The organism is Azospirillum brasilense (assembly GCF_005222205.1).
Classification (GTDB): Bacteria; Pseudomonadota; Alphaproteobacteria; order Azospirillales; family Azospirillaceae; genus Azospirillum; species Azospirillum brasilense_G.
This window is the reverse complement of sequence record NZ_CP032348.1, coordinates 39210-65300: the sequence shown is the minus strand read 5'-3', so window position 1 is coordinate 65300 and position 26091 is coordinate 39210. Positions and strand designations below refer to the sequence as shown.

22 protein-coding genes are annotated in these 26091 nt (G+C 70.7%); 10 read left to right on the top strand and 12 right to left on the bottom strand.

The annotated features are described in order from the left end of the window. Positions 1-18: 18 nt before the first annotated feature. The 5 genes from D3869_RS26185 to D3869_RS26165 form a co-directional block, all read right to left on the bottom strand. A complete protein-coding gene (locus D3869_RS26185) occupies positions 19-1362 on the bottom strand; it encodes a sigma-54-dependent transcriptional regulator (protein WP_137142701.1) in 1344 nt (447 codons plus the stop codon). 10 nt (positions 1363-1372) lie between these two features. Beyond that, on the bottom strand, positions 1373-3787 hold the full coding sequence (locus tag D3869_RS26180; protein WP_137142700.1) for an ATP-binding protein: 2415 nt from the start codon (positions 3785-3787) through the stop codon (positions 1373-1375). Then, positions 3784-5175, bottom strand: a complete 1392-nt coding sequence (locus D3869_RS26175) for an ABC transporter substrate-binding protein (RefSeq protein ID WP_094305761.1) — start codon at positions 5173-5175, stop codon at positions 3784-3786. Before D3869_RS26175 ends, D3869_RS26180 begins: the two co-directional genes overlap by 4 nt. A gap of 87 nt (positions 5176-5262) precedes the next feature. Continuing rightward, on the bottom strand, positions 5263-7647 hold the full coding sequence (locus D3869_RS26170) for an EAL domain-containing protein (RefSeq protein ID WP_137142699.1): 2385 nt from the start codon (positions 7645-7647) through the stop codon (positions 5263-5265). Between the two features lie 127 nt (positions 7648-7774). After that, the gene (locus D3869_RS26165; RefSeq protein ID WP_137142698.1) at positions 7775-8668 is read right to left on the bottom strand and encodes a LysR family transcriptional regulator; all 894 of its coding nucleotides are present in this window, start codon (positions 8666-8668) and stop codon (positions 7775-7777) included. A 277-nt stretch (positions 8669-8945) separates the two neighbouring features. Here D3869_RS26165 and D3869_RS26160 point away from each other — a divergent pair, with 277 nt between their 5' ends. Further along, positions 8946-9404, top strand: coding sequence for a (2Fe-2S)-binding protein (locus tag D3869_RS26160; protein WP_014199673.1), 459 nt, complete (start codon positions 8946-8948; stop codon positions 9402-9404). Positions 9405-9407: 3 nt separating this feature from the next. After that, positions 9408-11609 carry a xanthine dehydrogenase family protein molybdopterin-binding subunit gene (locus D3869_RS26155; protein WP_137142697.1) on the top strand — a complete coding sequence of 734 codons (2202 nt, stop codon included), beginning with the start codon at positions 9408-9410 and terminating at the stop codon, positions 11607-11609. A gap of 57 nt (positions 11610-11666) precedes the next feature. Here D3869_RS26155 and D3869_RS26150 read toward each other — a convergent pair whose 3' ends face one another. Beyond that, positions 11667-12095, bottom strand: a complete 429-nt coding sequence (locus D3869_RS26150) for an Lrp/AsnC family transcriptional regulator (RefSeq protein WP_040138311.1) — start codon at positions 12093-12095, stop codon at positions 11667-11669. Positions 12096-12227: 132 nt separating this feature from the next. Between D3869_RS26150 and D3869_RS26145 the strand changes: the two genes are divergently transcribed. Further along, the gene (locus D3869_RS26145; RefSeq protein WP_137142696.1) at positions 12228-13355 is read left to right on the top strand and encodes a saccharopine dehydrogenase family protein; all 1128 of its coding nucleotides are present in this window, start codon (positions 12228-12230) and stop codon (positions 13353-13355) included. Positions 13356-13385: 30 nt separating this feature from the next. Here the strand turns inward: D3869_RS26145 and D3869_RS26140 are convergent, their stop codons facing one another. Then, positions 13386-15140 carry a thiamine pyrophosphate-dependent enzyme gene (locus D3869_RS26140; RefSeq protein ID WP_137142695.1) on the bottom strand — a complete coding sequence of 585 codons (1755 nt, stop codon included), beginning with the start codon at positions 15138-15140 and terminating at the stop codon, positions 13386-13388. A gap of 288 nt (positions 15141-15428) precedes the next feature. Between D3869_RS26140 and D3869_RS26135 the strand changes: the two genes are divergently transcribed. The 4 genes from D3869_RS26135 to D3869_RS26120 all read left to right on the top strand — a co-directional run bounded on the left by D3869_RS26135 (position 15429) and on the right by D3869_RS26120 (position 17546). Further along, positions 15429-16355: a PDR/VanB family oxidoreductase gene (locus D3869_RS26135; RefSeq protein WP_137142694.1), complete on the top strand. Its 927-nt coding sequence runs from the start codon at positions 15429-15431 to the stop codon at positions 16353-16355. A gap of 28 nt (positions 16356-16383) precedes the next feature. Beyond that, positions 16384-16809 carry a PAS domain-containing protein gene (locus D3869_RS26130; protein WP_137142693.1) on the top strand — a complete coding sequence of 142 codons (426 nt, stop codon included), beginning with the start codon at positions 16384-16386 and terminating at the stop codon, positions 16807-16809. 101 nt (positions 16810-16910) lie between these two features. Further along, entirely contained in the window at positions 16911-17225 is a 315-nt protein-coding gene (locus tag D3869_RS26125) for a hypothetical protein (protein WP_137142692.1), read from the top strand. 147 nt (positions 17226-17372) lie between these two features. Next, entirely contained in the window at positions 17373-17546 is a 174-nt protein-coding gene (locus D3869_RS26120; protein WP_014199667.1) for a DUF1328 domain-containing protein, read from the top strand. A 34-nt stretch (positions 17547-17580) separates the two neighbouring features. Here the strand turns inward: D3869_RS26120 and D3869_RS26115 are convergent, their stop codons facing one another. After that, the gene (locus D3869_RS26115; protein WP_137142691.1) at positions 17581-18786 is read right to left on the bottom strand and encodes a S41 family peptidase; all 1206 of its coding nucleotides are present in this window, start codon (positions 18784-18786) and stop codon (positions 17581-17583) included. A 56-nt stretch (positions 18787-18842) separates the two neighbouring features. After that, positions 18843-19805: a LysR family transcriptional regulator gene (locus tag D3869_RS26110; RefSeq protein WP_137142690.1), complete on the bottom strand. Its 963-nt coding sequence runs from the start codon at positions 19803-19805 to the stop codon at positions 18843-18845. A 103-nt stretch (positions 19806-19908) separates the two neighbouring features. On the opposite strand from D3869_RS26110, the gene D3869_RS26105 reads away from it, so the two are divergent. Further along, positions 19909-20673 (top strand): SDR family NAD(P)-dependent oxidoreductase, encoded by a 765-nt coding sequence (locus D3869_RS26105; RefSeq protein WP_137142689.1) that lies wholly within the window; start codon positions 19909-19911, stop codon positions 20671-20673. Positions 20674-20741: 68 nt separating this feature from the next. Here the strand turns inward: D3869_RS26105 and D3869_RS26100 are convergent, their stop codons facing one another. Further along, positions 20742-21389 carry a DUF47 domain-containing protein gene (locus D3869_RS26100; protein ID WP_035682258.1) on the bottom strand — a complete coding sequence of 216 codons (648 nt, stop codon included), beginning with the start codon at positions 21387-21389 and terminating at the stop codon, positions 20742-20744. A gap of 165 nt (positions 21390-21554) precedes the next feature. Further along, a complete protein-coding gene (gene gcvA / locus D3869_RS26095; RefSeq protein ID WP_137142688.1) occupies positions 21555-22463 on the bottom strand; it encodes a transcriptional regulator GcvA in 909 nt (302 codons plus the stop codon). 109 nt (positions 22464-22572) lie between these two features. Between gcvA and D3869_RS26090 the strand changes: the two genes are divergently transcribed. Both D3869_RS26090 and amaB read left to right on the top strand, forming a co-directional pair. Then, positions 22573-24231, top strand: coding sequence for a thiamine pyrophosphate-binding protein (locus tag D3869_RS26090; protein WP_137142687.1), 1659 nt, complete (start codon positions 22573-22575; stop codon positions 24229-24231). 35 nt (positions 24232-24266) lie between these two features. After that, on the top strand, positions 24267-25769 hold the full coding sequence (gene amaB, locus D3869_RS26085; RefSeq protein ID WP_137142686.1) for an L-piperidine-6-carboxylate dehydrogenase: 1503 nt from the start codon (positions 24267-24269) through the stop codon (positions 25767-25769). 62 nt (positions 25770-25831) lie between these two features. Here the strand turns inward: amaB and D3869_RS26080 are convergent, their stop codons facing one another. Continuing rightward, positions 25832-26029 carry a hypothetical protein gene (locus tag D3869_RS26080; protein ID WP_014200253.1) on the bottom strand — a complete coding sequence of 66 codons (198 nt, stop codon included), beginning with the start codon at positions 26027-26029 and terminating at the stop codon, positions 25832-25834. Positions 26030-26091 lie beyond the last annotated feature (62 nt).

Below are 26091 nucleotides of genomic sequence, written 5' to 3'. Positions count from 1 at the left end.
ATTCTCCTTCCTTGGCCCTCACTCCTCGGCAAAGTCGCCGCGGTGGAGGCCGTGGTGGCGCATCTTCAGGTACAGGGTCTTGCGGGTGATGCCCAGCTTGTCGGCCGTCTCGCCAACCCGCCCGCCGCAGCGGGCGAGCGCGTCCTCGACGAGCTGCCTCTCGATGCGGTCCATCTGTTCGGCCAGGGGTTCGATCCCGCCGCCGCCCGCCCCGGTGACCGGTCCGCCCGCCAGACCGTCACCCAGGCCCAGGGCCATGCGCTCGGCGACGTTGCGCAACTCGCGGACGTTGCCCGGCCAGCCATGGGCGGCGAGGCGGGCCAGCGCCGCCGCGTCCACCGGCGGCGCCGGGCGGCGGGACCGGGCCGCGGCGGCGTCGAGGAAGTGGCGCAGCAGCAGCGGCACGTCCTCCCGCCGCTCGCGCAGGGGCGGAAGCGGCACGGTCACCACGTTCAGGCGGTAGTAGAGATCCTCGCGGAACTTGCCCTCCCCGGCCAGCCGCAGCAGATCGACCTTGGTGGCGGCGACCACGCGCAGGTCCAGCGGGATCGGCCGGTTGCCGCCGACGCGCTCGATCACCCGCTCCTGCAGCACGCGCAGCAGCTTGACCTGGAGGTGCATCGGCATGCTCTCGATCTCGTCGAGGAACAGCGTGCCGCCGTCGGCGTGCTCCAGCTTGCCGATGCGCCGCCCCTGCGCGCCGGTGAAGGCGCCGGGCTCGTGGCCGAACAGCTCGCTCTCGATGATGGTGTCGGGCAGGGCGCCGCAGTTCAGCGCGACGAAGTTGCCGGCCCGGCGGCGCCCGGCGTCGTGCAGGCTGCGGGCGACCAGTTCCTTGCCGGTTCCGGTCTCGCCGAACAGCAGGACGTCCACCTCCGCGTCGGCCAGCCCGGCCACGGCGGCGCGCAGCCGTTCGATGGCGGCGGACCGCCCGATGATGCGCGCCTCCAGCGAGCCGCCGCCGGCGAGCTGCGCGCGCAGGCTGCGGTTCTCCAGCACCAGCCGCCGGTGCTCCAGCGCGCGGCGCACCACCTCGACCAGATGGCCGGGCTCGGCCGGCTTCTCGATGAAGTCGTAGGCGCCGCCGCGCACCGCCCGCATCGCCATGGCGATGTCACCGTGCCCGGTCACCAGAACCACCGGCACCTCCGGATCGGCGGCGCGCACCCGCTCCAGCAGGGCGAAGCCGTCCAGCCCGGGCATGCGCACGTCGGTCACCACCACGCCCGGCCAGGACGGGCCGAGCCGGTCCAGGGCGTCTTCGGGCCGGGCCGTCGCCTCCACCGCGAAGCCTTCCAGCTCCAGCGTCTGGCGGCTGGCGTCCAGCACCTCGTGGTCGTCGTCGATCAGGAGAACGGTCATGCGATGTCGCTCAGGCACGGGTCAGGGTCAGCAGGAAGGCGGTTCCGTCGGGGCCGCTCTCGGCCACCGACAGGGCACCGCCGAAGTCCCGCACGATGTTGTAGGAGATCGAGAGGCCGAGGCCCAGCCCGGCGCCCACCGGCTTGGTCGTGAAGAAAGGATCGAACACCTGCCCGGCCACCGCGTCGGGAATGCCGGGGCCGCTGTCGCGCACCGTGATGCGGACGGTGTCGTCCGCCGCCTCCGCGGTGATGGCGATGCGGCGCTGCGGCGCGCCGGCCACGGCGTCCAGCGCGTTGCTCAGCAGGTTGACCAGCACCTGCTCCAGCCGCACCTCCTCGGCGCGGACGCGCAGCGGCGCGCCGTCTTCCGCCAGCTCCACCGCAAGCTCCACGGACTCCTCGCGCAGCCGGTCGCCGAACAGCGAAAGCGCGCCCTGCACCACCGGCGCCAGCTCCACCGCGCCCAGCCGGGTGTCGGGACGGCGGGCGAAACGCTTCAGATGGTTGGTGATGTTGGCCATGCGGGCGGTCAGGTCGGCGATCTTGCCGAGGTTGCCCTCCGCCTCCGCGACCCGGCCGAGCGCGATCAGCTTGCGCCCGTTGTGGGCGTAGGAGCGGATGGCCGACAGCGGCTGGTTCAGCTCGTGCCCCACCCCGGCGGCGAGCTGGCCCAGCGCCGCCAGCTTGCCGGCCTGCACCAGCTCCGCCTGGGCATCGCGCAGGTCGCGCTCGGCGCGCTGGTGCTCGGCGATGGCCCGCTCCAGCCGCGCGTTGGTGGTGCGCAGGTCGGCGGTGCGCTCCGCCACCGTGCGCTCCAGGATGTGCTGCGCCTCCACCCGCTCCGTCATGTCGGTCAGGGTGACGATGAAGCGCTGCTGCTGGCGCCGCCGGAAGGGGCGGATGCCCACCTGGACCGGCACCGGGCGGCCGTCCGGCCGCCGCCCGGCGGTCAGGATGGACAGGGACGGCGCCGCCTCCTCCGGGGCCTCGCCGGCCGCGCGGAAGAAGTCCTCCACGCGCCGCGCGCCGGCGGGCTCCAGCCGGTCGGCCAGACGTCCGTCCGCGGTGCCGTCCGGCGCGGCGATCAGCGCGGAAGCCAGCGGGTTGACGAACTCGATCACCCCGTCGGCGTCGGTGGTCGCCAGCCCGGCCTGGGCGTTGTCGATGATGGCCTGGGCGTTGGCCTCCTCCACCGCGATGGCGGTGTCGCGGAAGACCAGAAGCGCCGCGGCCATTTGCGACAGCTCGTCGTTGCCGCCCAGCGGGATGTCGGCCTTGAGGTTGCCGGCGGCGATCTCGTGCGCCGCGCTGCCCAACCGCGTCAGGCGCGAGATGATGCTGCGGTTGACGTACAGCCAAGCCACCAGCACCGCCACCAGCAGGCTGACCAGCGCGCTCGCCAGCAGGGCCGACCGTCCCTCGGCGATGGCCTGGGCCGACCGCGCCGCGGCGGCGCGCGAGGTGGTTTCCACCGACTGCACCTGCTGGGCGATCAGGCCGTTCAGCCGGGCCACCAGCGTCCGGTTCTCGGCCAGCAGGCCCTGCCCCTGGTCGGCCGCGGCCAGCTCCGCGCGGCGCAGCTCCGGGACGCTGCCCTCGCCGCGGGCCAGATCCAGCAGGCGGGCGACCAGCTGCGCCAGCGACACGCCGTCCGCCCAGTCCTCCAGGGTCGCAAGGTCGCGTTGCAGCCGGTCGGCGGTCTCCTCCAGGAACCCCGCGTTGTCGTCCAGCGCCTCGGTGGTGGCCAGCGTCGCGGCCCGCGCGATCAGCCCGACCGCGAGGTTGCCGTTCGCCCCGATCTGCAGCACCGCCTCGCTGCGCCGGCTCTCCGCGCGCAGGGTGCGGACGGCCTCGGCGGAGCGGGTGCCGGCCTCGACGAGGCCCAGCGCGCTCTGGATGTTGAAGCGGGCGTCGGTGACCAGCGGCTCGATCTCATCGAGGAAATCGGCGTGCAGCCAGCGCAGCCGCTCGATGCCCTCCTGGTTGCGGCGGGCCAGCGCCAGCCGGTGCCGCACGGTGGCGTCGAGGTCGGTCAGGTTGCGGCCGAGCGCGTCCACCAGAGGCCGCAGCCCGGGGACGCCGCGCTCCCCCTCCGCCGCCAGCGCGCGCAGCGCGGCGAGCCGGCGGCCCAGCGCGTCGCGGATCGCCCCCAGCTCCGGCTCCGTCTGGGCGTTGGCGAGGATCGGTGCGGTGGCGATGATGCTTCCGCCCTCCTCCGCCAGACGCGCGGCGAGGCCCAGTGCGGGCAGATGGCTCTCCGCGAACTCATCCAGCGTGCCGCCCAGCCGGTCGTAGGACAGCCAGCCCAGCCCGCAGGCGACCACCGACAGAGCCGCCACCGCGACGAAGGCCAGCAGCAACCGCGCCCGGATGCCGAAGCGCACGGGGCCGGCGGACTGCCCGGACATCGTCTCCGCGCTCACGGCCACACCCCTTCGCCGCTGGCCACGCGCAGGATGATCAGCGCGCGCTCCGCCAGGGCCAGCGCCTCGTCCAGACTCTCTTGGGAGAAGGCCCGCCACGCGGCTTCCAGTTCGGCCTGCCGGCTGGACACGGGAAGCCCGCGCGCCGGCCGGCGCAGCGCCATGGAGAAGGCGGGGTCGGCGGCCTCCGCCGCGGAGACCGGGACCGCGGTGGCCGCCGCCCGCGCGGCACGCAGCAGGTCCGCCGCGACCGGCTCGTGGGCGGCGGCGCCGTAGAGGGCGGAGAGGCGCGCCTCCCCCTCGTGGATCAGCTGCCAGACCCGGTTCAGCGTCTTGACCCGGAAGGTCACCAGCTCATCGAACAGCAGGTTCACCAACTCGTAGCGGGCGCCGGACAGGGCGCGGTCGAACAGGAACAGGTCGTCCCCGGTCTCCGTCCGGTAGGGGTCGGGGTAGCCGGCCGGGGCCGCCGCGTAGGCGTCGGGCCGCACCGGCAGCCGCTGGATGTCCGGGCGGACGAGCAGCGCCTGACCGGCCGGGGACAGCAGGAAGTCGATGAAGGCCCCGGCCCCCTCCGGGTTCGGCGCGCCGCGCAGCAGCGCCACGCTGGCGGGAAAGAACAGGCTGTCGGCGGGATAGGCGAAGCGCAGGTCCTCCTCCTCCGACCCGGCGGACTGCCCGAGGAAGTCGATGCTCAGCCCGACGCCGAAGCGCCCCTTGGCGACGCCGTCCACCACGCCGTAGCTGCGCGCCGTCACGGTGGCGAGGTTGCCGGCGATCTCCAGCCACGTCGCCCAGCCGCGCTCCCACCCCTGCATCTGCAACACGGTCTCTACCATCAGATGCATGGTGCCGGAGCGCGACGGCGCGGTGATGCCGAGATGCCGGGCGTAGGCGGGGCGGCGGAGATCCTCCCACCGCTTGGGCGCCGGCAGGCCGTGGCGATCCAGATAGCGCTGGTTCCACAGCAGTCCGTAACCCGACAGCGCGAAGCCGAGATAGGCGCCGTCCGGATCGTTGATCGGCTGGTTCCCGACGGTCGGCGGCGCCCCCGTCGGGCGGGCGGCGAGCGGCTGCAGGCGCTTGGCCGCCTTCAGCACCTCGAAGGCGTCGGGGGCGGATGCCCAGAAGACGTCGACCCCGTCGTCCGCCCGCTCCTGAAGCTGGCTGATCGCGGCGGTGGTCTTGGTGTTGACGATGCGCAGGCGCCAGTCGGGGTGCGCCGCCTCGAAGGCCTCGCGCACCGGCTCGTAGAAGCCCGCGGGAAAGGAGGTCAGCACCGTGACGGCGGTGCGGGCCTCCCGCCCGGCCGCGATGTCCGGGGGCAGGAACGGGAGCAGGAGAAGAGCGGCGATGAGACGCCCGGCGAAGGCACGCAATCCGGTCATGACGGGGGACACTGTGCGGCGGCCTTCGTCCGTTTGTCCAACGGTTCCGTCACATCGCCCCGTGCCGTGGGGGCGGCCGGCCCGGCCTCACGCCGGCTCGTAGAAGCGCGCCAGCTCCGACGCCGGGACCGGGCGCCCGATCAGATAGCCCTGGAGCTGGTTGCAGGATTCGTTCTTCAGCAGGGTCCGCTGCTCCTCCGTCTCCACGCCCTCCGCGGTGACGGCGATGTCCAGGCTCTTGGCGAGCGCCAGGATGGTGCGGATGATCGACAGGGATTCGCGGTTCTCCGCCATCAGCTGGACGAAGGAGCGGTCGATCTTCAGCTTGTCGAAGGTGAATTTCTGCAGGTAGCTGAGGCTGGAATAGCCGGTGCCGAAATCGTCGAGCGCGATGCGGACACCGGCGGCCTTCAGCGCGGTCAGCGCCGCCAGGGCGCGCTCGGTGTCGTCGATCATCACCCCCTCGGTCACCTCGATCTCCAGCCGGTGCGGCGCCATCCCCTCCTCCTCCAGGATGCCGAGGATGGTGGCCGGGAGGTCGGAATGGCGGAACTGGACCGGCGACAGGTTCACCGCCACCTTGACCGGATCGGGCCAGTTCCGGGCGTCCCGGCAGGCGGTGCGCAGAACGAACTCGCCGAGTTGCATGACCAGCCCGCTCTCCTCGGCCAGCGGCACGAACTCCGACGGCGGGATCATGCCGCGTTCCGGGTGCTTCCAGCGCACCAGCGCCTCGAACCCCAGGACGCGGTGGGTCCGGCAATCCTCCAGCGGCTGGTAATGGACGCTGAGCGCGCCGTCGCTCAGCGCTTGGCGCAGGTCACGTTCCAGGCCGCGGCGGGCCTGCAGACGCTCGTCCATTTCCGCCTCGAAGAAGCGGAAGGTGTTCCGCCCCTCCGATTTGGCACGGTAAAGGGCGGTGTCGGCGTGCTGGAGCAGCGCTTCCGCCCCGCCGCCGTCCTGGGGGAACAGGGCGATGCCGACGCTCGCCCCGACCACCATGCGCTGGCCGTCCAGCTCGGCGGGCAGGCCCAGCGTCTTGACCAGCCGGTCGGCCAGGGCCAGAGCCTCGCCCGGCTGGGCGATGCGGTGCAGGACTGCAAACTCGTCGCCGCTCAGCCGCGCCACCGTGTCGTGGCTGGGCACCGCCTCCAGCATGCGGCGCGCCATCTCCTGCAGCAGCCGGTCGCCCGCCGGGTGGCCCAGTAGGTCGTTCACCGCCTTGAAGCGGTCGAGATCCAGATAGAGCACCGCCACCCCGGTGCGCGCCCGCCCCGCGCTGGTCAGCGCGCCGTTCAGCCGGTCGAGGAACAGGGAACGGTTCGGCAGGCCGGTCAGCAGGTCGTGGTGGGCCATGTGGCGGATGCGCTCCTCCGCCCGCTTGCGCTCGCGGATGTCGCGCACGGCGACGACGCGGGCGGGCCGGCCCTCGTGCGTGATGTCCTGCCCGTGCGCCTCGACCATCACCAGCGTGCCGTCGTCGTGCAGCAGATCCAGTTCGACCCGTTCGGAGGTCGGCTGGGCCAGCTTGCGCTCGATGTCGGAGCGGCGGTTCTGCACCACGAAGCGCAGCATGGACTGGCCGATGAACTGCGCCTGCGGCCTGCCCAGCAGCTCCGCCATGGCGCGGTTGACGTCGAGGACCACGCCGTCGCGGTGGATCACGATGCCTTCGGTGGTGGCGTCGGCGAGCTGGCGGAACCGCTCCTCGCTGGCGCGCAGCCGGGCCGCCTCGTGCGCCGTCCGCGCGGCCAGCCGCTGGTCGACGATGGCCCCGACGAGGCCCAGCGCCATCACCACCGTGGCCGTCACCGCGATGGCGACCGCCAGAAAGCCCGGCTCCATGATCTGGTCGGACATGTCGTGCAGCGGGTCGGGGATCAGCGTAACGCCGGCCATGCCGGTGAAATGCAGCCCGCAGATGCCCAGCGCCAGCAGGGCGGCGCCGGTCGCCAGCCCCTTCAGCGAGCCGATGCGCAGGGCGGCGGTGAAGCCCGCCCCGCCCAGCAGGACGCCCAGGCCCAGCGCCACCGTGACGTAAACCGGGTCGTAATGCAGGTTGGCCGGCACCTGAAGCGCCGCCATTCCGGTGAAATGCATGGCGGTCGCCGCCGCCCCGGCGATGGCGCCGCCCAGCGGAGCGGCCAGCCGCCCGCCGCCGATGGCGTGGCGGATGCCCACCGCGGCGCCGCCGATGGCGATCAGGCTCGACAGGACCGTCAAACCGACGTCGTAGCCCGTGGGCAGACTCGTCTGGAAGGCCAGCATGGCAATGAAATGGGTCGCCCACACGCCGCCGCCGGTCGCCGTCGCGGCACCGGCCAGCCAGCCCCGGCGCGCCCGCCCCACCGCCGCCGCCGCGCGGCGGGCGAGGTTCAAGGATACCCAGGCACCGAATCCACACACCGCCCCCGCCAGCAGCACGAGCCACAGATCGTGCTGCTGGGTTATGCAGGCATACACACGCATCATCCGGCGTTCATCCCGTTCCGGCGGCTCGGTGCCGCTTGATCCGATTACCTTATTCTTTTGGTACGTTAATAATCCTTTTTCGGATCTGGCCGGAGCGCGGAATCGGCATGTGTAAGTTGCACGGTTGCTACAGTCGGTAGCGCAGCGCGTCGACCAGGGCGGCCAGGGCCGGTGGGATCTGCCGGCGGCTGGGGTAGTAGAGGTAATAGCCGGGAAACGGGGTGCACCAGTCGTCCAGCACGCGGACCAGCCGCCCGGCGGCGATGTGCTCCGCCACCTCGTCCTCGAAGATGTAGGCCAGCCCCCGCCCGTCGAGGACGGCGGCCATGATGACGTCCATGTCGTTGGAGACCAGCGATCCCGACACCCGGACGTTCACCGGGTGGCCGTCCTCCTCGAACTCCCAGACATAGACGGCGCCGGACGTGGTGAAGCGGTAATTGATGCAGTCGTGCCCGGCCAGATCCTGCGGGGCGCAGGGCACCGGATGCTGCGCGAAGTAGGAAGGCGCCCCAACGATGGCCGCCCGGATGTCCGGGCCGATGCGCACCGCGATCATGTCCTTTTCGAGTTGCTCGCCCAGCCGGACCCCGGCGTCGAAGCGGCTGGCCACGATGTCGGTCAGGCTGCTGTCGATGGACAGCTCCACCTGCACCTCCGGATAGTCGGCGAGGAAGCGCGACAGCACGGGCCACAGCACCCGGACGGCAGCGTGCTTGCCGGTGGTGATGCGCAGCGTGCCGGCGGGTTTCTCGCGCAGTTCCCCCACCGCGGCCAGCCCGGCGGCGATGTCGTCCAGCGCCGGCCGCAGCGTGCGCAGCAGCCGCTGCCCGGCCTCCGTCGTGGACACGCTGCGGGTGGTGCGGGCCAGCAGGCGCAGGCCCAGCCGATCCTCCAGCGCCTTCATGGCGTGGCTGAGCGCGGATTGGGACATGCCCAGCCGGGCCGCCGCCCGCGTGAAGCTCCCCTCCTCCGCCACGACGGCGAAGGCCGCCAGATCGCTGAGGTCGTTCCGGTTCATTCATGCACCAAATTCATAAGCTCAAGCGGATTGTACCGGCTATTCGGCTCGCAGCGAAGCGGTTAGGATGATCGTGGTCACGTTTGCGGGCCGAACGAACGGATAGGGCCGGCGCTTCCGCGGAAGACCAACTCCCATACTGGGATGTTTGCCACGCCCGCCGAATGGGACCACACTGCACACGGTCTTTTCGAAGCTGGGATTCACGCAGGAATTGCCCGCCGAAGGCCCGCATCATAATACCCGACAGGCAGAGTCGAGAGACAGGGATCATCCGATGATTCGTTTGAACATCAACGGGCAGGACCGGGACGTCGACGTGCCCGGCGACATGCCGCTTCTGTGGGTCCTGCGGGACGAATTGAACCTGACCGGCACCAAGTTCGGCTGCGGCATCGCCCAGTGCGGCGCCTGCACCGTCCATATGGACGGCACGCCGATCCGCGCCTGCCAGACCCCGGCGGAATCCGCCGCCGGCACCAAGATCACCACGATCGAGGGCGTGTCCGGCACGGTCGCCCAGGCCGTCCAGGCCGCGTGGCAGAAGCTGGACGTGGTGCAGTGCGGCTACTGCCAGTCCGGCCAGATCATGAGCGCCGTGGCCCTGCTGACCGACAACCGCAACCCCACGGACGACGACATCGACGCGGCCATGGACGGCAACGTCTGCCGCTGTGCCACCTACCCGCGCATCCGCGCGGCCATCAAGGACGCCGCCAAGGCGATGGGGGCCTGAGCCATGCTGAACCAGCTCATCAAGCAGGCGGCGGCCGATGTCGCCGCGCCCTCGCGCCGCGGCTTCCTCAAGGGGGCCGGCGGCGCTCTGGTTCTCGGCGCCATGCTGCCCCGGACCGGCTTCGCCAGCGAGGCCGCCGCCCCCAAGGTGGTCGGCCCGGCGGACCCGCGCCCGCAGGCCTTCATCCGCATCGCCGCCGACGACACGGTCACCGTGCTGGTCAAGCATCTGGACAAGGGCCAGGGCATCATGACCGGCCTGACCACCATCGTCGCGGAGGAGCTTGACGCCGACTGGGCGCAGATGCGCGGCGCCTTCGCCCCGGCGGACGGCGCGCTCTACGCCAACCACTTCTTCGGCATCCAGGGCACCGGCGGCTCCACCGCCGTCGCCAACAGCTGGGACGAGCTGCGCATGGCCGGCGCCGCCGCCCGCGCCATGCTGGTCGCCACCGCCGCGGCGCGCTGGTCGGTCCCGGCCTCGTCCGTCACGGTGGAACAGGGCGTCGTCCGCCACGCCGCCTCCAACCGCAGCGCCCGCTTCGGCGAGCTGGCGGAGGACGCGGCGAAGCTGCCCGTCCCGCAGAACGTCGCGCTGAAGGACGCCAAGGACTACAAGCTCATCGGCAACCCGTCGCTGCACCGGCTGGACCATGTGTCCAAGACCGACGGCACGGCGATCTTCGCCATGGACATCCGCCGCCCCGGCCAGGTGACGGCGGTGATGGCCCGCTCCCCCCGCTTCGGCGGCACCGTGAAGTCGGTGGACGCCGCCGCGGCCAAGCAGGTGCCGGGCGTCCTGGAGGTGCTGACCCTGCCGAGGGGCGTCGCGGTCGTCGCCAAAAACACCTGGGCCGCCATGAAGGGCCGCGAGGCGCTGACCGTGGAGTGGGACGACGCCAAGGCGGAGATGCGCGGCAGCGAGGAGATGCTCGCCGACTACCGCAAGCTGGCCGACCAGCCGGGCAACGTGGCCACCAACACCGGCGACGCGGCGAAGGCGCTGGCCGGCGCCGCCAAGGTGGTGGAGGCGGAGTTCGTCTTCCCCTACCTCGCCCACGCCCCGATGGAGCCGCTGAACGCGACCGTCGAGCTGAACCCGGACGGCGGCTGCACCATCTGGGCCGGCTCGCAGTTCCAGGGGGTCGAGCAGAAGGTCGCCGCCGCCATGCTGGGCTGCAAGCCGGAGCAGGTGGTGATCAACACCGTCTGGGCGGGCGGCAGCTTCGGCCGTCGCGCCACGACCGACGCCGACTACATCGCCGAGGCGGTGTCCATCGCCAAGGCCTATGGCAAGGCGCCGGTCCATCTGGTGTGGACGCGCGAGGACGACATCCGCGGCGGCCGCTACCGCCCGCTGTTCCTGCACAAGGTGAAGGCGGGCCTGGACGCCTCCGGCACGCTGGTGGCGTGGCGGCAGAACATCGTCGGGCAGAGCTTCATGGAAGGCACCCCGTTCGAAGCCGTGATGGTCAAGAACGGCGTGGACGCGACCTCGGTCGAAGGCTCCTCGGACATGGCCTACGCCGTGCCGAACCTGTACGTCGATCTGCACTCGCCGAAGTCCCCGGTCACCACCCTGTGGTGGCGCTCGGTCGGCCACACCCACACCGCCTACGCCAAGGAGGTGATGATCGACGAGCTGGCAGCGGCGGCGGGCAAGGACCCGGTGGCCTTCCGGCTGGAGATGCTGAAGGGCCACCCGCGCCTCCAGGGCGTGCTGAAGCTGGCGGCCGAGAAGGCCGGCTGGGGCCAGCCGCTGCCCAAGGGCAAGGGCCGCGGCATCGCCGTGCATGAGAGCTTCAGCAGCTTCGTCGCCCACGTCGCCGAGGTCTCGGTGGACGACCAGGGCCGCGTGACCATCGACCGCGTGGTCTGTGCGGTGGATTGCGGGCAGGTCGTCAACCCCAACATCGTCGAGGCGCAGATCTCCGGCGGCACCGGCTGGGCCATCGGCCACGCGCTGCGCGACGAGATCACGCTGACCGGCGGCGTGGTGGACCAGAGCAACTTCGACACCTACCAGCCGCTCCGCAATTCGGAGATGCCGCCGGTCGAGGTGCACATCCTCCCCTCCACCGCCCGTCCGACCGGCGTCGGCGAGCCCGGCGTGCCGACCGCCGCCCCGGCGGTCGCCAACGCGGTCTTCGCCGCCACCGGCAAGCGCCTGCACCACCTGCCCTTCACCCGCTCGGGCATGGTGTAAGCGTCGTCACGTTGAACACAGCCCCTCTTCCCATCCGGGGAGAGGGGCTTTTCTTTTTCACCGCTCGAACTTCGTCGCCATGATGATCGACGAGGTCGTCCGCTCGATGCCGTCGATGGCGCCGATGCGGTCGATCAGCGCGTCCATCTCCTCCATCGTTCCGGTCCGCACCACGGCGATCAGGTCGTGCGCGCCGCTGATGGCGTGAAGCGCCCGCACCTCCGGAATCCGCTTCAGCGCCTGGACCACGGCGGCGGTCAGCTTGGGCGACAGGTTGATGGAGACGTGGGCGCGGATCATCCGGCGCGCCGTCTCGTCCGACAGCCGCACCGTGTAGCCGGCGATCACCCCGCGCTCCTCCAGCCGCTGGATGCGGCTCTGCACCGTGCTGCGCGACACGCGCAGGCGGCGGGCCAGCGCGGCGGTGGGCTCCCGCGCGTTGTCCTGAAGCGCGTCGAGAAGGTGCTGATCCAGCTCGTCCATCATATCGCCGGCCTTTCCGTCAATCCGCCGACCAATTTCGGGCGTTTCGTCACCCTGCACCCTGCACATCGACAGGCCGTCCGGTCAAGATTGCGTCATAACGACGCAAACCAACGAAGCTGGGGGTACGGGACGATGCGCGACATTCTTCTGATGGGCGGCGGCAAGATCGGCGAGACCATCGGCGACTTCCTGAAGGCCACAGGCGATTACCGGGTGACCGTCGCCGACCGTTCGGCGGACGCGCTGGAGCGGCTGCCCGCCCACCCGCGCATGAAGACGCGCGTGGTGGACGCCGCCGACCCCGCCGACCTCGCCGAGGCGATGCGCGGCAAGTTCGCGGTGCTGAGCGCGCTGCCCTATCACCTGACGGTCGGCGTGGCGGAGGCGGCGCGGGCCGCCGGCACCCATTACCTCGACCTGACGGAGGACGTGGCGAGCACGCGGCGCGTCAAGGAACTGGCCGACGGCGCGCCGTGCGCCTTCATCCCGCAGTGCGGGCTGGCGCCGGGCTTCATCTCCATCGTCGCCAACGACGTGGCCTCGCGCTTCGACACGCTGGACACGGTGCGGATGCGCGTCGGCGCCCTGCCGAAATACCCGTCCAACGCCCTGAACTACAATCTGACCTGGAGCACCGAGGGCGTCATCAACGAGTATCTGGAGCCCTGCGAGGCCATCGTCGAAGGCCGCCTCGTCTCCGTCCCGCCGCTGGAGGAGCGCGAGGAGTTCTCCCTCGACGGCGTGCTGTACGAGGCGTTCAACACCTCGGGCGGGCTGGGCACGCTGTGCGAGACGCTGGCGGGCAAGGTGCGGACGCTCAACTACCGCTCCGTCCGCTATCCGGGGCACCGCGACCTGATGAAGGCGCTGCTGCACGACCTGCGGCTGGGCAGCCGGCGGGAGTTGCTAAAGGACATCCTGGAGCACTCGATCCCGGCGACCCTGCAGGACGTCGTGCTGATCTTCGTGACGGTGACCGGGACGAAGCGGGGTCGGCTACTCCAGGAGACCTACGCCAACAAGATCTACGGGCGGGAGATCGGCGGCACCTTCTACAACGGCATCCAGATTACCACCGCGTCGGGGATGTGCGCCGTGCTCGACCTGCTGGCCGACGGCACGCTGCCGCAGCGGGGCTTCGTGAAGCAGGAGGAGGTGCGCTACGCCGACTTCATCGCCAACCGCTTTGGGCGCAACTACGCGATGACCGACGCGGCCCCCCAGCAGGGATCGCAGCAGGGCGTGGGGCGCGCCGCCTGAGCGGGCGCCCCACGCCCAACGGGCCGCGTCTCAGATCACCTCGCGGGCGCGGCCCTTGAAGACGGTGGCGGCGATCTTCAGGGCGTCGGGGGTGCCGCGGGCCAGCGCCTCGGTGAAGTGCAGGGCCTGCTTGGCCTGGACCTTCGGCGGCATCGGCGGCTCGTTGGTATCGACGAGGCAATCCACCACCACCGGTCCGGGGTGGGCGAGTGCGGCGTCCAGTACGGCGCCGCACTCCTTCGGGTCGGTGACGGTGAAGCCTTTGCCGCCGCAGGCCTCCGCCACCTTGGCGAAGTCGATGGGCTGGAGGTCGCAGACATACTCGGGGTTGCCCAGCATGGCGATCTGCTCCCACTTGATCTGGCCGAGCGAATTGTTGTTGTTGATGATGACCTTGATCGGCAGCTTGTACTTCACCGCCGTGGCGAAGTCGGCCATCAGCATGGAAAAACCGCCGTCCCCGACATAGGCGACCACCTGCCGTCCGGGATGGGCGAGCTGCGCCGCGATGGCGTAGGGGACGCCCGGCGCCATGGTGGCGAGGTTGCCGGACAGGGAGTGCATCTGGCCGCACCGCGCCGGAATCTGCCGCGCCCACCAAGTGGCGATGGTGCCGCTGTCGCAGGCGACGATGGCCGTGTCGGACAGGCGCTTGCCCAGCTCCCAGGCGACGACCTGCGGCTTCATCGGCAGGTCGGGGCGGGTGCCGCGCTCCTCCATCAGCCTCATCCACTCCGCCTTGCCCGCCTGCGCCGTCTTCAGGAAGGAACGGTCCTCGTGCCGCCGCACCCGCTCGGTCAGGATGTCCAGCGCCAGCCCGCAATCGCCGACCAGCCCGGCTTCCACCGGATAGCGCAGGCCGATGCGCGCCGCGTCGATGTCGATCTGGATGGCGCGGGCCTGCCCCGGCTTCGGGTAATACTCGATGTAGGGGAAGGTCGAGCCGGCGATCAGCAGCGTGTCGCAGGTCTCCAGCGCCTCCTGCGAGGGGGCGGTGCCGAGCAGCCCGACCTGTCCGGTGGTGAAGGGGCTGTCGTCCGGCACCGCGGCCTTGCCCAGCAGCGCCTTGACGATCACCGCCCCCAGCTTGTCGGCCAGCCGTTCGAGCTGGTCAGTCGCCTTCAGCGCGCCCTGGCCGGCCAGGATGACGACGCGCTTGCCGGCGTCGAGGATCTCCACGGCGCGGCGGGTCTGCGCCTCCGACGGGACGGGAAGCTGGGGGGCGAACAGGGCGGTGTTGTGGCCCTTCACGTTGCGCGGCGCCCGCATGTCGGCACCGATGCCCTGCTCCTGCAGATCGACGGGGATGGTGATGTGCGACACGCCGCGGTGGGCGAGCGCGGTGCGGCAGGCCAGATTGGCGATGTTGCGGACATGCGCCGCCCCCATGATGCGCTGGTTGTAGAGCGCGACGTCCTGGAACACCTTGTCCAGCTCCACGTCCTGCTGGGTGTAGGTGCCGACGAGGTCGTGGTACTGCAGCCCGGTGATCGCCAGCACCGGCTGGTGGTCGAGCTTGGCGTCGTAGAGACCGTTCAGCAGATGCAGCCCGCCGGGGCCGGAGGTGGCGATGCACACGCCCAGCCGCCCGGTGAACTTGGCGTAGCCGCAGGCGGCGAAGGCCGCCGCCTCCTCGTGACGGACCTGGATGAAGCGGATCTCGTCCTGGCGGCGGCGCAGCGCCTCGACGATACCGTTGATGCCGTCGCCGGGCATGCCGAAGATCGTGTCCACACCCCAATCCACCAGGACATCCACCAGAATGTCGGAAGCCGTGCTCGCCATGCGGGAGTCTCCGTCGCAAACGGTCGTGATGAAGTCGCTTTACCCCCTCGGCAACCGAGCGGAGCCGGGACGGTTCCCCGAACGGCAAGACGTTCTTAGCCCTTGACCTCAAGTTAACTTGAGGTTTTAGAGTGGCTTTATTGTATCTGGCATGCCAGAGACGCGCCGCACCGACGGACGTCCGGACGCAGGCCGGGTGCAGATGGAACAACCACCGGGGCGGGCGAAGGAATGACGACAACCGGTCTCAGGGAGAATGCGCAACGGCCGCCGGCAGCAACGCGGTCGATGCGCGTCCATCATATGGAGCGGGTCGCACCGCAGGTGCTGCTGGTGGAACTGCGCGATCCGGACGGCGAGGACTTGCCGCCCTACGAGCCGGGCGCGCACATCGACGTGCATCTGCCGGACGGGGCGGTGCGCTCCTACTCGCTGTGCGGCGACCCGGCGGACCGCTCCGCCTACCGGATCGCCGTGCTGAATTTGCCGGGCGGGCGGGGATCGCGCTTCATCCACGGGGACTTGCGGCTCGGCACCGCCGTCGCCATCGCGCCGCCCCGCAACAGTTTCCGCTTCGACGCCGCCCCGCGCTATGTGTTCATCGCCGGGGGCATCGGCATCACGCCCCTGCTGCCGATGATCCGCGAGGCGGCGCGGCGCGGGACCGACTGGGTCCTGCATTACTGCGTGCGCAGCGCGGCCGAGGCACCGTTCCTCGCCGAGCTTCGCGAATTGGGCAACGGCGAGGTGGTGCTCCACGCCGCGGATGAAGGCCGGCGGCTGGCGGTGGACGACCTGCTCACGGCGACGCCCGACGATGCGCTGATTTATTGCTGCGGCCCGCAGCGCTTGATGGACGCGGTTGCAAGCGCCGCGCGGCCGTCGCAGGACGTGCGCTTCGAATGGTTCGCGCCGCGCTCGGACGCGGGGCGTGACGCGGCGCCGGACGACCGCTTCGAGGTCGTCTGCGCCCGCTCCGGCGTGACCGTCACGGTCAACGAAGGGACCAGCGTGCTGGAGGCGCTCGACGCCGCGGGCGTTTCCGTCGCCTCGTCGTGCGAGCAGGGCATCTGCGGCACCTGCGAGACGGCGGTGCTGGAGGGGGAGCCGGACCATCGCGACAGCGTCCTGTCCGACGCCGAGCGCGCCGCCGGGAAGACGATGATGATCTGCGTGTCGCGCGCCCGCAGCGCACGCCTGGTTCTGGACATTTGACCGCAACACAGGGACGAGGGGGGAACCTATGACCGAGAACGACCTGCAACGGCTGGGGCTGGCGCTGCTGAACAGCCCGGCCGAGGCCATCGCCTATGCCGACCGCGAGGGCATCATCCGCTTCTGGAACGCGGGGGCGGAGCGCGTGTTCGGCTTCACCGCCGACGAGGCGCTCGGCCAGTCCTTGGACATCATCATTCCGGACCGTCAGCGCCAACGCCATTGGGACGGCTACGACCAGGTGATGAAGACGGGGGAGAGCCGTTACGGCAGCGGCGACCTGCTGTCGGTGCCGGCGACGCGCAAGGACGGAACCCGCATCTCGGTGGAGTTCACCATCGTGCCGCTGAAGGACGCGGACGGGACGATGCTGGGCATGGCGGCGGTCATGCGCGACGTCAGCGCCCGGTTCGACGAACTGAAGGCGCTGCGCCGTCAGGCGGCCGGACGCTGAAACGCCCGTTGCCGCAGGGACCCCCAAGAATCGGAACCCTCCCGGGCGGGTGCCAGTTGAGAAGGGCTGTACCTTCAAGACATCAGCGTAGGGAGTGCGACATGCGCAATCTGATGATCGCGGCGTCGGCCGCGATGCTTCTGGCCGCCTGTTCGGGCATGGACGGCAGCGGAACGGGCAGCAGCGGGATGAACAGCGGCGGCTCCGGAAGCGGCCTCACCGGCGGCGGCATGTCCGGCAGCCAGGGCGTGGACGAGCCGAACGTCAACCCGAACGGGACCAGTTCCAGCCCCGGCCCCTACAGCGGCTCCGGCGTGAGCGAGCCGCAAAGCCGCACGCGGTCGCCCAACGAGTCCGGGATGGACCAGGGCATGACCCGTCAATCCTTGCCGAACCGCTCCGGCACCGGGTGGTAACCCGCTACGGAACGGCCATCCTGCGGAATTCCGGACCCTGACGAATAGGGAGGGGCGGACCGGCGGGCTCTGGAACCCGCGGCGGTCCGCGAGGTTCCTACCCTGCCGGGCTTGCCGGCTGGGTTTCAGAACGCGCAGGAGCGGTCCATGCTGAAATGGGCGTTGATCTTTTTCGTGGTGTCTCTGGTCGCCGGCGCGCTCGGCTTCACCAACGTGTCGTCGGCCACCGCGGGTGTCGCGAAGATCCTCTTCGGGATCGCGCTGATCATCTTCCTGGTGTTCCTCGTGCTCGCCCTGCTGGCCGGCGAGGTGATCTTCTGATCCGCCAGCAGAATCCCAAGCGGCGGGACCCCAGTCAGCGGGACCGGAGAATGGACAGTGCGCGGGCGAAGGCCTGATCGTTGGCCGCGTTGGGAATGCCGTTGGGCGGCAGGGCGGATTGCCCGTCCTCCGCGGCCGGCTCCGCGATGGTCTCGTCGGGCTGGATGCCGATCTGGTGGATTGACTGGCCCGACGGGGTGTAGTAGCGCGCCGTGGTCAGCTTCAGCGCCCCGCTGTCGAAGGGAATGACGCTCTGGATGATCCCCTTGCCGAAGGTCGTCGTGCCGATCACCGTGGCGCGCCGGTGGTCCTTCAGCGCCCCGGTCAGGATCTCCGCGGCGGAGGCCGACTTCGCGTTGACCAGCACCACCAGCGGCAAACCGTCCGTCTCGTCGCCGGGGGTGGCGGTGTAGGTCTTGTCCGCCCCGCGCCCGGGGCCGCGGGCGGTCAGGATGGTTCCCTTGTCGAGGAAGGCGTCGGCGACGCGGACGCTCGCCTGCACCAGCCCGCCGGGGTTGTCGCGCAGGTCGATGACGAAGCCGCCGATGTCCGGCCCGATCCGCTCGCGCAGCGACCGGATGGCCGTGCTGACCCCAGTGGCGGTCTGGCGGTCGAAACGGGCGATGCGGATGTAGCCCACCGTCCCGACGGCGGCCAGCCGGACCGAGGGGATGCGCAGCTTGCCGCGGACCACGCTGACCTCGAAGGGGTCGGGCGTGCCGGCGCGCAGGACGGTCAGCGACACCGCCGCCCCTTCCGGCCCGCTCAGCATCTGCTTGACGGTCGCCAGCTCCGCCCCGCCCACCGGCTGCTGGTCCACCGCCAGGATGACGTCGCCGGAGCGCAGACCGGCGGCCTCGGCGGGGGACTCGGGAACGGTCTCAGCGATGCGGACGCGGGTGCCGTGGGCCTCGTAGCGGATGCCCAGCCCGGCGAAGGCGCCGTCGTTCGACGCCTGCAACTGCCGGTATTCGCCGTCGTCGAGATAGGCGGAATAGCGGTCCCGCCCGGCCATCGCCTTGATGGCGATGTCCACCAGTTCGTGGTCGGTCAGCGGCTCGACATACTGGCTGCGGATGGTGCGCAGCGCCCGGACGAAGCGGTCGACCTCCTCCGCCTCGGTGCTGTGGCCGTAGGGTGTGGTGTCGCCTGCGGCCTGCGCGCTCCGTCCGGTGGTCATGCCCCCCGGGATCGCGAGGAAGGCGCAAAGGGCGGCGGCGGTGACGAGGCGCAGCTTCACGGCGGCAATCTCTCGGGATCGGAGCGGCGATGCTTCGAAATTAGCCGTGAATTGGTTTATGTACCGTTAACCATAACCGGGGCGTGTTGGTCCTTGCCCGGGCTGTCGGATCGCCGCCATGCCGGCTCCGACAGGCGTTCGACCAGGAAGTCGGCCAGCACCCCGACCTTCGCCGGGCGCGTGCGGGCCGACGGCGTGACGAAGTAGAGTCCGCCCTTGGGCAGTGACCAGGCGGTCAGGATGGCGGTCAGCCGCCCGTCCGCCAGATGCTCCGCGGCCATGAACTCCGGCAGTTCGGCGATCGCCAGCCCCTCCAGCAGCATCGGGATCAGGGCGTCGGCGTTGGTGACGCGCAGCGGGCCGGACGGCGTCACGCTCTCCTCCTCGCCGGCGCCGTTGCTGAAGTGCCAGATGTCCTGCCGCCGCCGGTAGGCGTAGCCCAGGCAATGGTGGTTCTTCAGGTCGCGGGGATGCCGGGGCAAGCCGTGGCGGGCGATGTAGCCGGGGGCGGCAAGGACGACGGGGGCGATGGGGCACAGCCGCCGCGCCACCAGCGAGCTGTCCGGCAGCACGGCGATCCGCAGCGCGGCGTCGAAGCCCTCCCCCACCAGATCGACGGTGGCGTCGCTCAGATGCAGGTCGATGGAAATCTCCGGATAGAGGCGGAAGAAATCCGGCAGCAGGGGCGCCACCCAGCGCAGCCCGAACGACATCGGCACCGCCAGCCGGATCAGCCCGCGCGGGCGGCTGGACAGTTCGCGCGCCGCGTTCTCGGCCGCCTCCGCCTCGTCGTAAAGGCGCATCGCGCGCTCGGCCAGGGAATGGCCGAAATCGGTCAAGGCCAGCCGGCGCGAGGTGCGGTTGAACAGCCGTCCGCCCAACCGCTCCTCCAGCCGGCCGACCGCCCTCGACACCGTGGCGACCGACACGCCCATGGCGCGGGCCGCACCGGCGAAGGAGCGCTCTTCCACCACCTTGGCGAACATCGCCAAGCCCTCGAAATCCGGCAGCTTCGACATCGCCAATCCTGCAACGATGGTTTTCAGTCGTTTCTATTTCGATGCGCATCCGCCGTCGATAGCTTTGTCTCCAACGAACACCCCAATCCCAAGGAGACTTCCAATGTCACGCAAGCTCGACGGTAAGATCACCCTCGTCACCGGCGCCACCAGCGGCATCGGCCTCGCCGCGGCCAAGCGCTTTGCCGCCGAAGGTGCGGCCGTCTATCTCACCGGCCGCCGCCCGTCCGAACTGGAGGCCGCGGTCGCGGCGATCCGCGCCGCCGGCGGCACAGCGACGGGGGTGCAGGCCGACTCGTCCAATCTGGCCGATCTCGACCGGCTCTATGCCCGGATCGAGAGCGAGGCGGGCCGCCTCGACGTGCTGTACGCCAACGCCGGCGGCGGCGGCATGCTGCCGCTGGGCGCCATCACCGAGGAGCAGTACGAGGACACCTTCAACCGCAATGTGAAGGGCGTGCTGTTCACCGTGCAGAAGGCGCTGCCGCTGCTCGGCCGGGGCGCGTCGGTGATCCTCGCCGGGTCCACCGCCGGCAGCATGGGCACGGCGGCCTTCAGCGTCTACAGCGCCAGCAAGGCGGCGGTGCGCAACTTCGCCCGCAGCTGGATCCTCGACCTGAAGGACCGCGGCATCCGCGTCAACACGCTCAGCCCCGGTCCGATCCGCACGCCGGGTCTGGTCGAGCTGGCCGGTCCGGACGCGGCGCAGCAGCAGGGCTTGGTGGATTATCTGGCGGCGCAGGTGCCGCTGGGCCGCGTCGGCGATCCCGACGAAATCGCCAAGGCCGCCGTTTTCCTGGCGTCCGACGACAGCAGCTTCGTCAACGGCGTGGAACTGTTCGCCGACGGCGGCATGGCCCAGGTTTGAGTTGATATCTGAGCCGGATGTGAGCGGGGAGCGGCTTTCGCTCCCCTGCCCTTGGGCGAGAACCGCCCTTACGCCTGATCCAGGGTGATCCCTTCGATCAGGTCGCCCACGTCGTCGCAACGGTCGGTGACGGCCTCCAGCAGCTCATAGACCTCGCGGCGGCCCAGGAAGTCGATCATCTCCGGGCGCTCGGCGATCAGCGACTTCATGGCGTCGCGCAGGATCTCGTCGGCCTCGTCCTCCAGGTCGGAGATCTGGCCGCAAATGTGCAGGATGCGGTCGGCGTGGACCGAGATCTTGGTCAGCAGCGGCATGACCTCCGACAGCAGGGCGGCCTGACGGCGGCCGATCGCCGCCATGCGCATCATCCGGTCGTCGAAGGTCTCGATACCGTAGAGCGCGGCGAGGCGCGGCACCTCGTCCATCAGGTCGATGCAGTCGTCGAGCGCGTTGATCAGCGCCTGGATCTCCGACCGGTCGAAGGGGGTGATGAAGGCACGGTGCAGCCCGCGCCCGGCGTCCTTGGCGACGCGGTCGGCGTCCTTCTCGATCCGCTTCAGCGTCGCGGTGCGGTCGGCGCGCTCCTCCGGACCGGCCTGCATGACGGCTTCCAGGGCGGCCGCGGCGTCGACGATGTGGCGGGCCTGCTCGATGAATTGCTCAATGACCCGCTCTTCCTTGGGCATCATGGAGCGGATGGCGCGCAGCAGCAGCATGGAAACGGTTCTCTCGGTCGGTTCTGCCGTTTCCTCTTAACGCCGGGCGCCATGAATTTGCAGCAAAAACGTCATACGGGCAGGGCCTGTCTGCCCTGACGAGGACGCCCCGTCCCGGCCCTTTTCCCGCCCCTCGGCTTGCAAAAGGGGGTTTTTGCTGTGTTCTCAAGCGCTTCCGGCGTGGCCGACGGACTGCCCCAGCAGCCATTCCCGGAATGCCGCCAGCGGCGGGTGGTGCGCCCGTGACGGCGGGTGGACGAGGTGATAGGCGCGGTCCGGGTTCCGGTAGGGCCGGTCCAGTGCCGGGACCAGCGCCCCGTCCCGCATCTCCGCCTGCACCAGCAGGGTCGGCAGCAGCGCCACCCCCAGCCCGGTGATCGCCGCCTGGGCGGTGGTGGAGAACTGCTCGAAGAACATGCCGGCGCCTTCGTGCCGCTCGATGCCCTGGGCGGCGAACCAGTCCCGCCACGCCTCCGGGCGGCTGGTGGTGTGCAGCAGGGGCAGCGCCACGAGGTCTCCCGGCTCCTGGATCGGGTGGGCGGCCAGGAAGGACGGGGCGCAGAGCGGCAGGACCTCCTCCTCCATCAGCCGCTCGCAGACGGCGCCGGGCCAGTCGGCGGCGCCGAAATGGATGGCGGCGTCCAGATCCTCCGACCGGAAGTCGAAGGGCTCCATCTTCGTCATGAAATGGATGATGACCTGCGGGTGCGCCGCCTGGAAGGCGGGCAGGCGCGGCACCAGCCAGCGCGTGCCGAAGGTCGGCAGGACGGCCAGCTTCAGCACGCCCCCCTGCGGCGCGGTCATGACCCGCAGCGTCGCCGCGCCCACCCGGTGCAGCGCCTCCCGCACCTCCGCCGCGTAGGATTCTCCGGCCGGGGTCAGGGTCACGCGCTGGTCGCGGCGCACGAACAGCGGGACGCGGAGCTGGTCCTCCAGCGCCTTGATCTGGCGGCTGACGGCGCCCTGGGTCAGCGCCAGTTCCTGCGCCGCGGCGGTGAAGCTGCCGGTGCGCGCCGCCGCCTCGAAGGCGGAGAGCGCGCTCATGGAGGGGAGAAGGCGGCGTTGCAGACCCATGGGTCATGACTATAGCTCATGACCGGGGGAAAGAAAGTCGGTTGCGCGGGGCGGGGCCTGCCGCCAGATTGAGGAGGATTTGAACGCCCAGCCGAGGAACGAGCGCGCTATGAAGACCGGAGGCCAGTTGATCGTCGATGCGCTGGAGGCGCAGGGCGTCGAGCGCGTGTTCTGCGTGCCGGGCGAAAGCTATCTCGCCGTGCTGGACGCGCTGCACGATTCCTCGATCCGCACGATCAACGCCCGCCACGAGAGCGGTGCGGCCATGATGGCGGAGGCCGAGGGCAAGCTGACCGGCCGGCCGGGCATCTGCTTCGTCACCCGCGGCCCCGGCGCCACCAACGCCGCGCCGGGCGTCCATGTGGCGCAGCAGGACTCCACCCCAATGATCCTGTTCATCGGCCAGATCGAGCGCGGCATGCGCGGGCGCGACGCCTTCCAGGAGGTCGACTACACGCTCATGTTCGGCGGCATGGCCAAGTGGGTGGCCGAGATCGACAGCGCCGACCGCGTGCCGGAGATGGTCAGCCGCGCCTTCCATACGGCACTCGCCGGCCGCCCCGGCCCGGTCGTGCTGGTGCTGCCGGAGGACATGCTGGTGGAGACGGCGGACGTGACCGCCGCCCGCCCCGCCCGCCCGGTGGACAGCGCCCCGACCCCCGCCCAGGTCGCCGAGGTCGGACGGCTGCTCGCCGGGGCGAAGCGTCCGCTGGTCATCGCCGGCGGCTCCCGTTGGACCGAGAACGCGGTGGCCTCGCTGCACGTCTTCGCCGAGACCTTCGCGCTGCCGGTGGCCGTCACCTTCCGCCGCCAGATGCTGTTCGACCACACGCACCCGAACTACGCGGGCGACATCGGGCTGGGCATCAACCCGAAGCTGGTCGCCCTGGTGAAGGACGCCGACGTGATCCTGCTGCTCGGCGGCCGCTTCTCGGAGGTGCCGTCGCAGAGCTACGGGCTGCTCGGCATCCCGGAGACCGGCAAGACGCTGATCCACGTCCATCCGGGGGCGGAGGAGCTGGGCCGCGTCTACAACCCCGACCTCGCCATCAACGCCACGCCGGGCGGCTTCCTCGACGCCGTGGCCGGGCTGGAGGCGCCGGCCTCCCCCGCCTGGGCCGGTCAGGCCGAGACCGCGCACGCCGCCTACACCGCCTGGAGCGAGCCGCCGGCCACCATCCCCGGCGACGTCCAGATGGGCGCCGTCATGTCCTGGCTGCGCGACACCCTGCCCGACGACGCCATCCTGACCAACGGCGCCGGCAACTACGCCACCTGGATCCACCGCTTCTGGCGCTTCCGCCGCTTCGCCACGCAGGCCGCGCCGGTCTGCGGCTCGATGGGCTACGGCCTGCCCGCCGCCGTCGCGGCCAAGCTGCTCCACCCGGAGCGGGACGTGGTCTGCTTCGCCGGCGACGGCTGCTTCCAGATGACTGGTCTGGAGTTCGGAACCGCCGTGCAGGAGGGCGCCAACCTCATCGTTCTGGTCATCGACAACGGCATGTACGGCACCATCCGCATGCACCAGGAGCGCGAGTATCCGGGCCGCGTGTCCGGCACCGCCCTGACCAACCCGGACTTCGCCGCCCTCGCCCGCGCTTATGGCGGCCATGGCGAAACGGTGGAGCGGACGGAGGAGTTCGCCCCGGCCTTCGAGCGCGCCCGCGCCGCCGGCCGGCCGGCCCTCCTGCACGTCAGGCTCGACCCCGAGGCCCTGACGCCGAACCGCAGCCTGTCCGACATCCGCGCCGCCGGGCGCCAGCGCTAACCTCCACCGGTTGCCTTACACCGAGGACCTTTTCCATGCAGCACCGCGACCTTCTCTCCCGCCTCGGCCTTGAGCTTCCCGCCGACGGGGCCGGCCTGTCCGTCCGCTCGCCCATCGACGGCGCTGCGCTGGGCGTGGCGCCGGTCACCCCGGCGTCGGAGATCCCGGAGGTGGCCGCCCGCGCCCAGCGCGCCTTCGAGGCTTGGCGCTCCGTCCCGGCGCCGCGCCGCGGCGAGCTGGTCCGCCTGCTGGGCGAGGAGCTGCGCGACGCCAAGGAGGATTTGGGCCGTCTCGTCACGCTGGAGATGGGCAAGATCTTCCAGGAGGGCCTGGGCGAGGTCCAGGAGATGATCGACATCTGCGACTTCGCGGTCGGCCTGTCCCGCCAGCTCTACGGCCTGACCATCGCGTCGGAGCGTCCGGGCCACGCGATGCGCGAGACCTGGCACCCGATGGGCCCCTGCGCGGTGATCTCCGCCTTCAACTTCCCGGTCGCGGTCTGGGCCTGGAACGCCGCCCTGGCGCTGGTCTGCGGCGATCCGGTGATCTGGAAGCCGTCGGAGAAGACCCCGCTGACCGCGCTGGCCTGCCAGCGCATCTTCGAGCGCGCGGTGGCCCGCTTCGGCGACGCCCCGGCGGACCTGCTGCAGGTCGTCAACGGCGGCCGCGACGTCGGCGAGGCGCTGGTCGCCAGCCCGCTGGTCCCCATCGTGTCGGCCACCGGCTCGACCCGCATGGGCCGCGAGGTCGCGCTGAAGGTGGCGGAGCGCTTCGCCCGCCCGATCCTGGAGCTGGGCGGCAACAACGCGATGATCGTCGCGCCGTCGGCCGACCTCGACATGGCGGTGCGCGCCATCGTCTTCTCGGCGGTGGGCACCTGCGGCCAGCGCTGCACCACGCTGCGCCGCCTGATCGTCCACAAGGACGTGCGCGACACGCTGCTGCCGCGCCTGAAGGCCGCCTATGCCTCCGTTCCCATCGGCAACCCGCTGGAGTCCGGCGTTCTGGTCGGCCCGCTCAACGACAAGGGCGCCTATGAGGGCATGCAGCGCGCGCTGGAGCAGGCCAAGGCCGACGGCGGCGTGGTGACCGGCGGCGGCCGCGCCCTCGCCGACCAGTATCCCGACGCTTGGTACGTGCAGCCGGCCATCGTCGAGATGCCGGGCCAGACCGACATCGTCCGCCACGAGACCTTCGCTCCGATCCTCTACGTCCTGACCTACGAGACGCTGGAGGAGGCCATCGCGCTTCAGAACGCGGTGCCGCAGGGCCTGTCCTCCTGCATCTTCACCACCGACATCCGCGAGGCGGAGAGCTTCCTGTCGGCGGCCGGCAGCGACTGCGGCATCGCCAACGTCAACATCGGCCCGTCGGGTGCCGAAATCGGCGGCGCCTTCGGCGGCGAGAAGGAGACGGGCGGCGGGCGCGAGTCCGGGTCCGACGCCTGGAAGGGCTACATGCGCCGCCAGACGGCCACGGTGAACTACTCCCGCGCCCTGCCGCTGGCCCAGGGGATCAAGTTCGAGATCGCCGGCTGATCCAACCGGCTTGAAAGAAGAAGGCCGCCCGTTCCACCGGGCGGCCTTTTCTCTTTGGAAGGTCAGAAGGCTTCGCGCGGAAGCCGCCTTGCGGGTCGTTCGGGGGAAGTGTTGCGGCGCAGGTGCTCGGCAATGGGGGTGAGCTGTGCCAGAACCTGCTCGTGGGTCAGGCGGTCCCGGCGCAACACGGCCTGGACCACGGGGTCGTTCAACAGTTCGGCAACGCGGCAGCGCCACGTCTGCTTGGGCAGTCCGTTCATTGCTGTTCTCGTTGCTGGTGGAAGGGAAAAAACGCCGGCCCTCACCGACCGGCGTACGGTAC

Excerpts from the sequence above, each read along its gene's own strand:
- D3869_RS26120 (WP_014199667.1), top strand. The coding sequence starts at position 17,373 with ATGCTGAAATGGGCGTTGATCTTTTTCGTGGTGTCTCTGGTCGCCGGC.
- D3869_RS26080 (WP_014200253.1), bottom strand. The coding sequence starts at position 26,029 with ATGAACGGACTGCCCAAGCAGACGTGGCGCTGCCGCGTTGCCGAACTG.
- D3869_RS26165 (WP_137142698.1), bottom strand. The coding sequence starts at position 8,668 with ATGAACCGGAACGACCTCAGCGATCTGGCGGCCTTCGCCGTCGTGGCG.
- D3869_RS26170 (WP_137142699.1), bottom strand. The coding sequence starts at position 7,647 with ATGATGCGTGTGTATGCCTGCATAACCCAGCAGCACGATCTGTGGCTC.
- D3869_RS26185 (WP_137142701.1), bottom strand. The coding sequence starts at position 1,362 with ATGACCGTTCTCCTGATCGACGACGACCACGAGGTGCTGGACGCCAGC.
- D3869_RS26150 (WP_040138311.1), bottom strand. The coding sequence starts at position 12,095 with ATGATGGACGAGCTGGATCAGCACCTTCTCGACGCGCTTCAGGACAAC.
- D3869_RS26110 (WP_137142690.1), bottom strand. The coding sequence starts at position 19,805 with ATGTCGAAGCTGCCGGATTTCGAGGGCTTGGCGATGTTCGCCAAGGTG.
- D3869_RS26125 (WP_137142692.1), top strand. The coding sequence starts at position 16,911 with ATGCGCAATCTGATGATCGCGGCGTCGGCCGCGATGCTTCTGGCCGCC.
- D3869_RS26155 (WP_137142697.1), top strand. The coding sequence starts at position 9,408 with ATGCTGAACCAGCTCATCAAGCAGGCGGCGGCCGATGTCGCCGCGCCC.
- D3869_RS26130 (WP_137142693.1), top strand. The coding sequence starts at position 16,384 with ATGACCGAGAACGACCTGCAACGGCTGGGGCTGGCGCTGCTGAACAGC.
- amaB (WP_137142686.1), top strand. The coding sequence starts at position 24,267 with ATGCAGCACCGCGACCTTCTCTCCCGCCTCGGCCTTGAGCTTCCCGCC.
- D3869_RS26160 (WP_014199673.1), top strand. The coding sequence starts at position 8,946 with ATGATTCGTTTGAACATCAACGGGCAGGACCGGGACGTCGACGTGCCC.
- D3869_RS26100 (WP_035682258.1), bottom strand. The coding sequence starts at position 21,389 with ATGCTGCTGCTGCGCGCCATCCGCTCCATGATGCCCAAGGAAGAGCGG.
- D3869_RS26105 (WP_137142689.1), top strand. The coding sequence starts at position 19,909 with ATGTCACGCAAGCTCGACGGTAAGATCACCCTCGTCACCGGCGCCACC.
- D3869_RS26175 (WP_094305761.1), bottom strand. The coding sequence starts at position 5,175 with ATGACCGGATTGCGTGCCTTCGCCGGGCGTCTCATCGCCGCTCTTCTC.
- D3869_RS26135 (WP_137142694.1), top strand. The coding sequence starts at position 15,429 with ATGCGCGTCCATCATATGGAGCGGGTCGCACCGCAGGTGCTGCTGGTG.
- D3869_RS26145 (WP_137142696.1), top strand. The coding sequence starts at position 12,228 with ATGCGCGACATTCTTCTGATGGGCGGCGGCAAGATCGGCGAGACCATC.
- D3869_RS26090 (WP_137142687.1), top strand. The coding sequence starts at position 22,573 with ATGAAGACCGGAGGCCAGTTGATCGTCGATGCGCTGGAGGCGCAGGGC.
- gcvA (WP_137142688.1), bottom strand. The coding sequence starts at position 22,463 with ATGGGTCTGCAACGCCGCCTTCTCCCCTCCATGAGCGCGCTCTCCGCC.
- D3869_RS26140 (WP_137142695.1), bottom strand. The coding sequence starts at position 15,140 with ATGGCGAGCACGGCTTCCGACATTCTGGTGGATGTCCTGGTGGATTGG.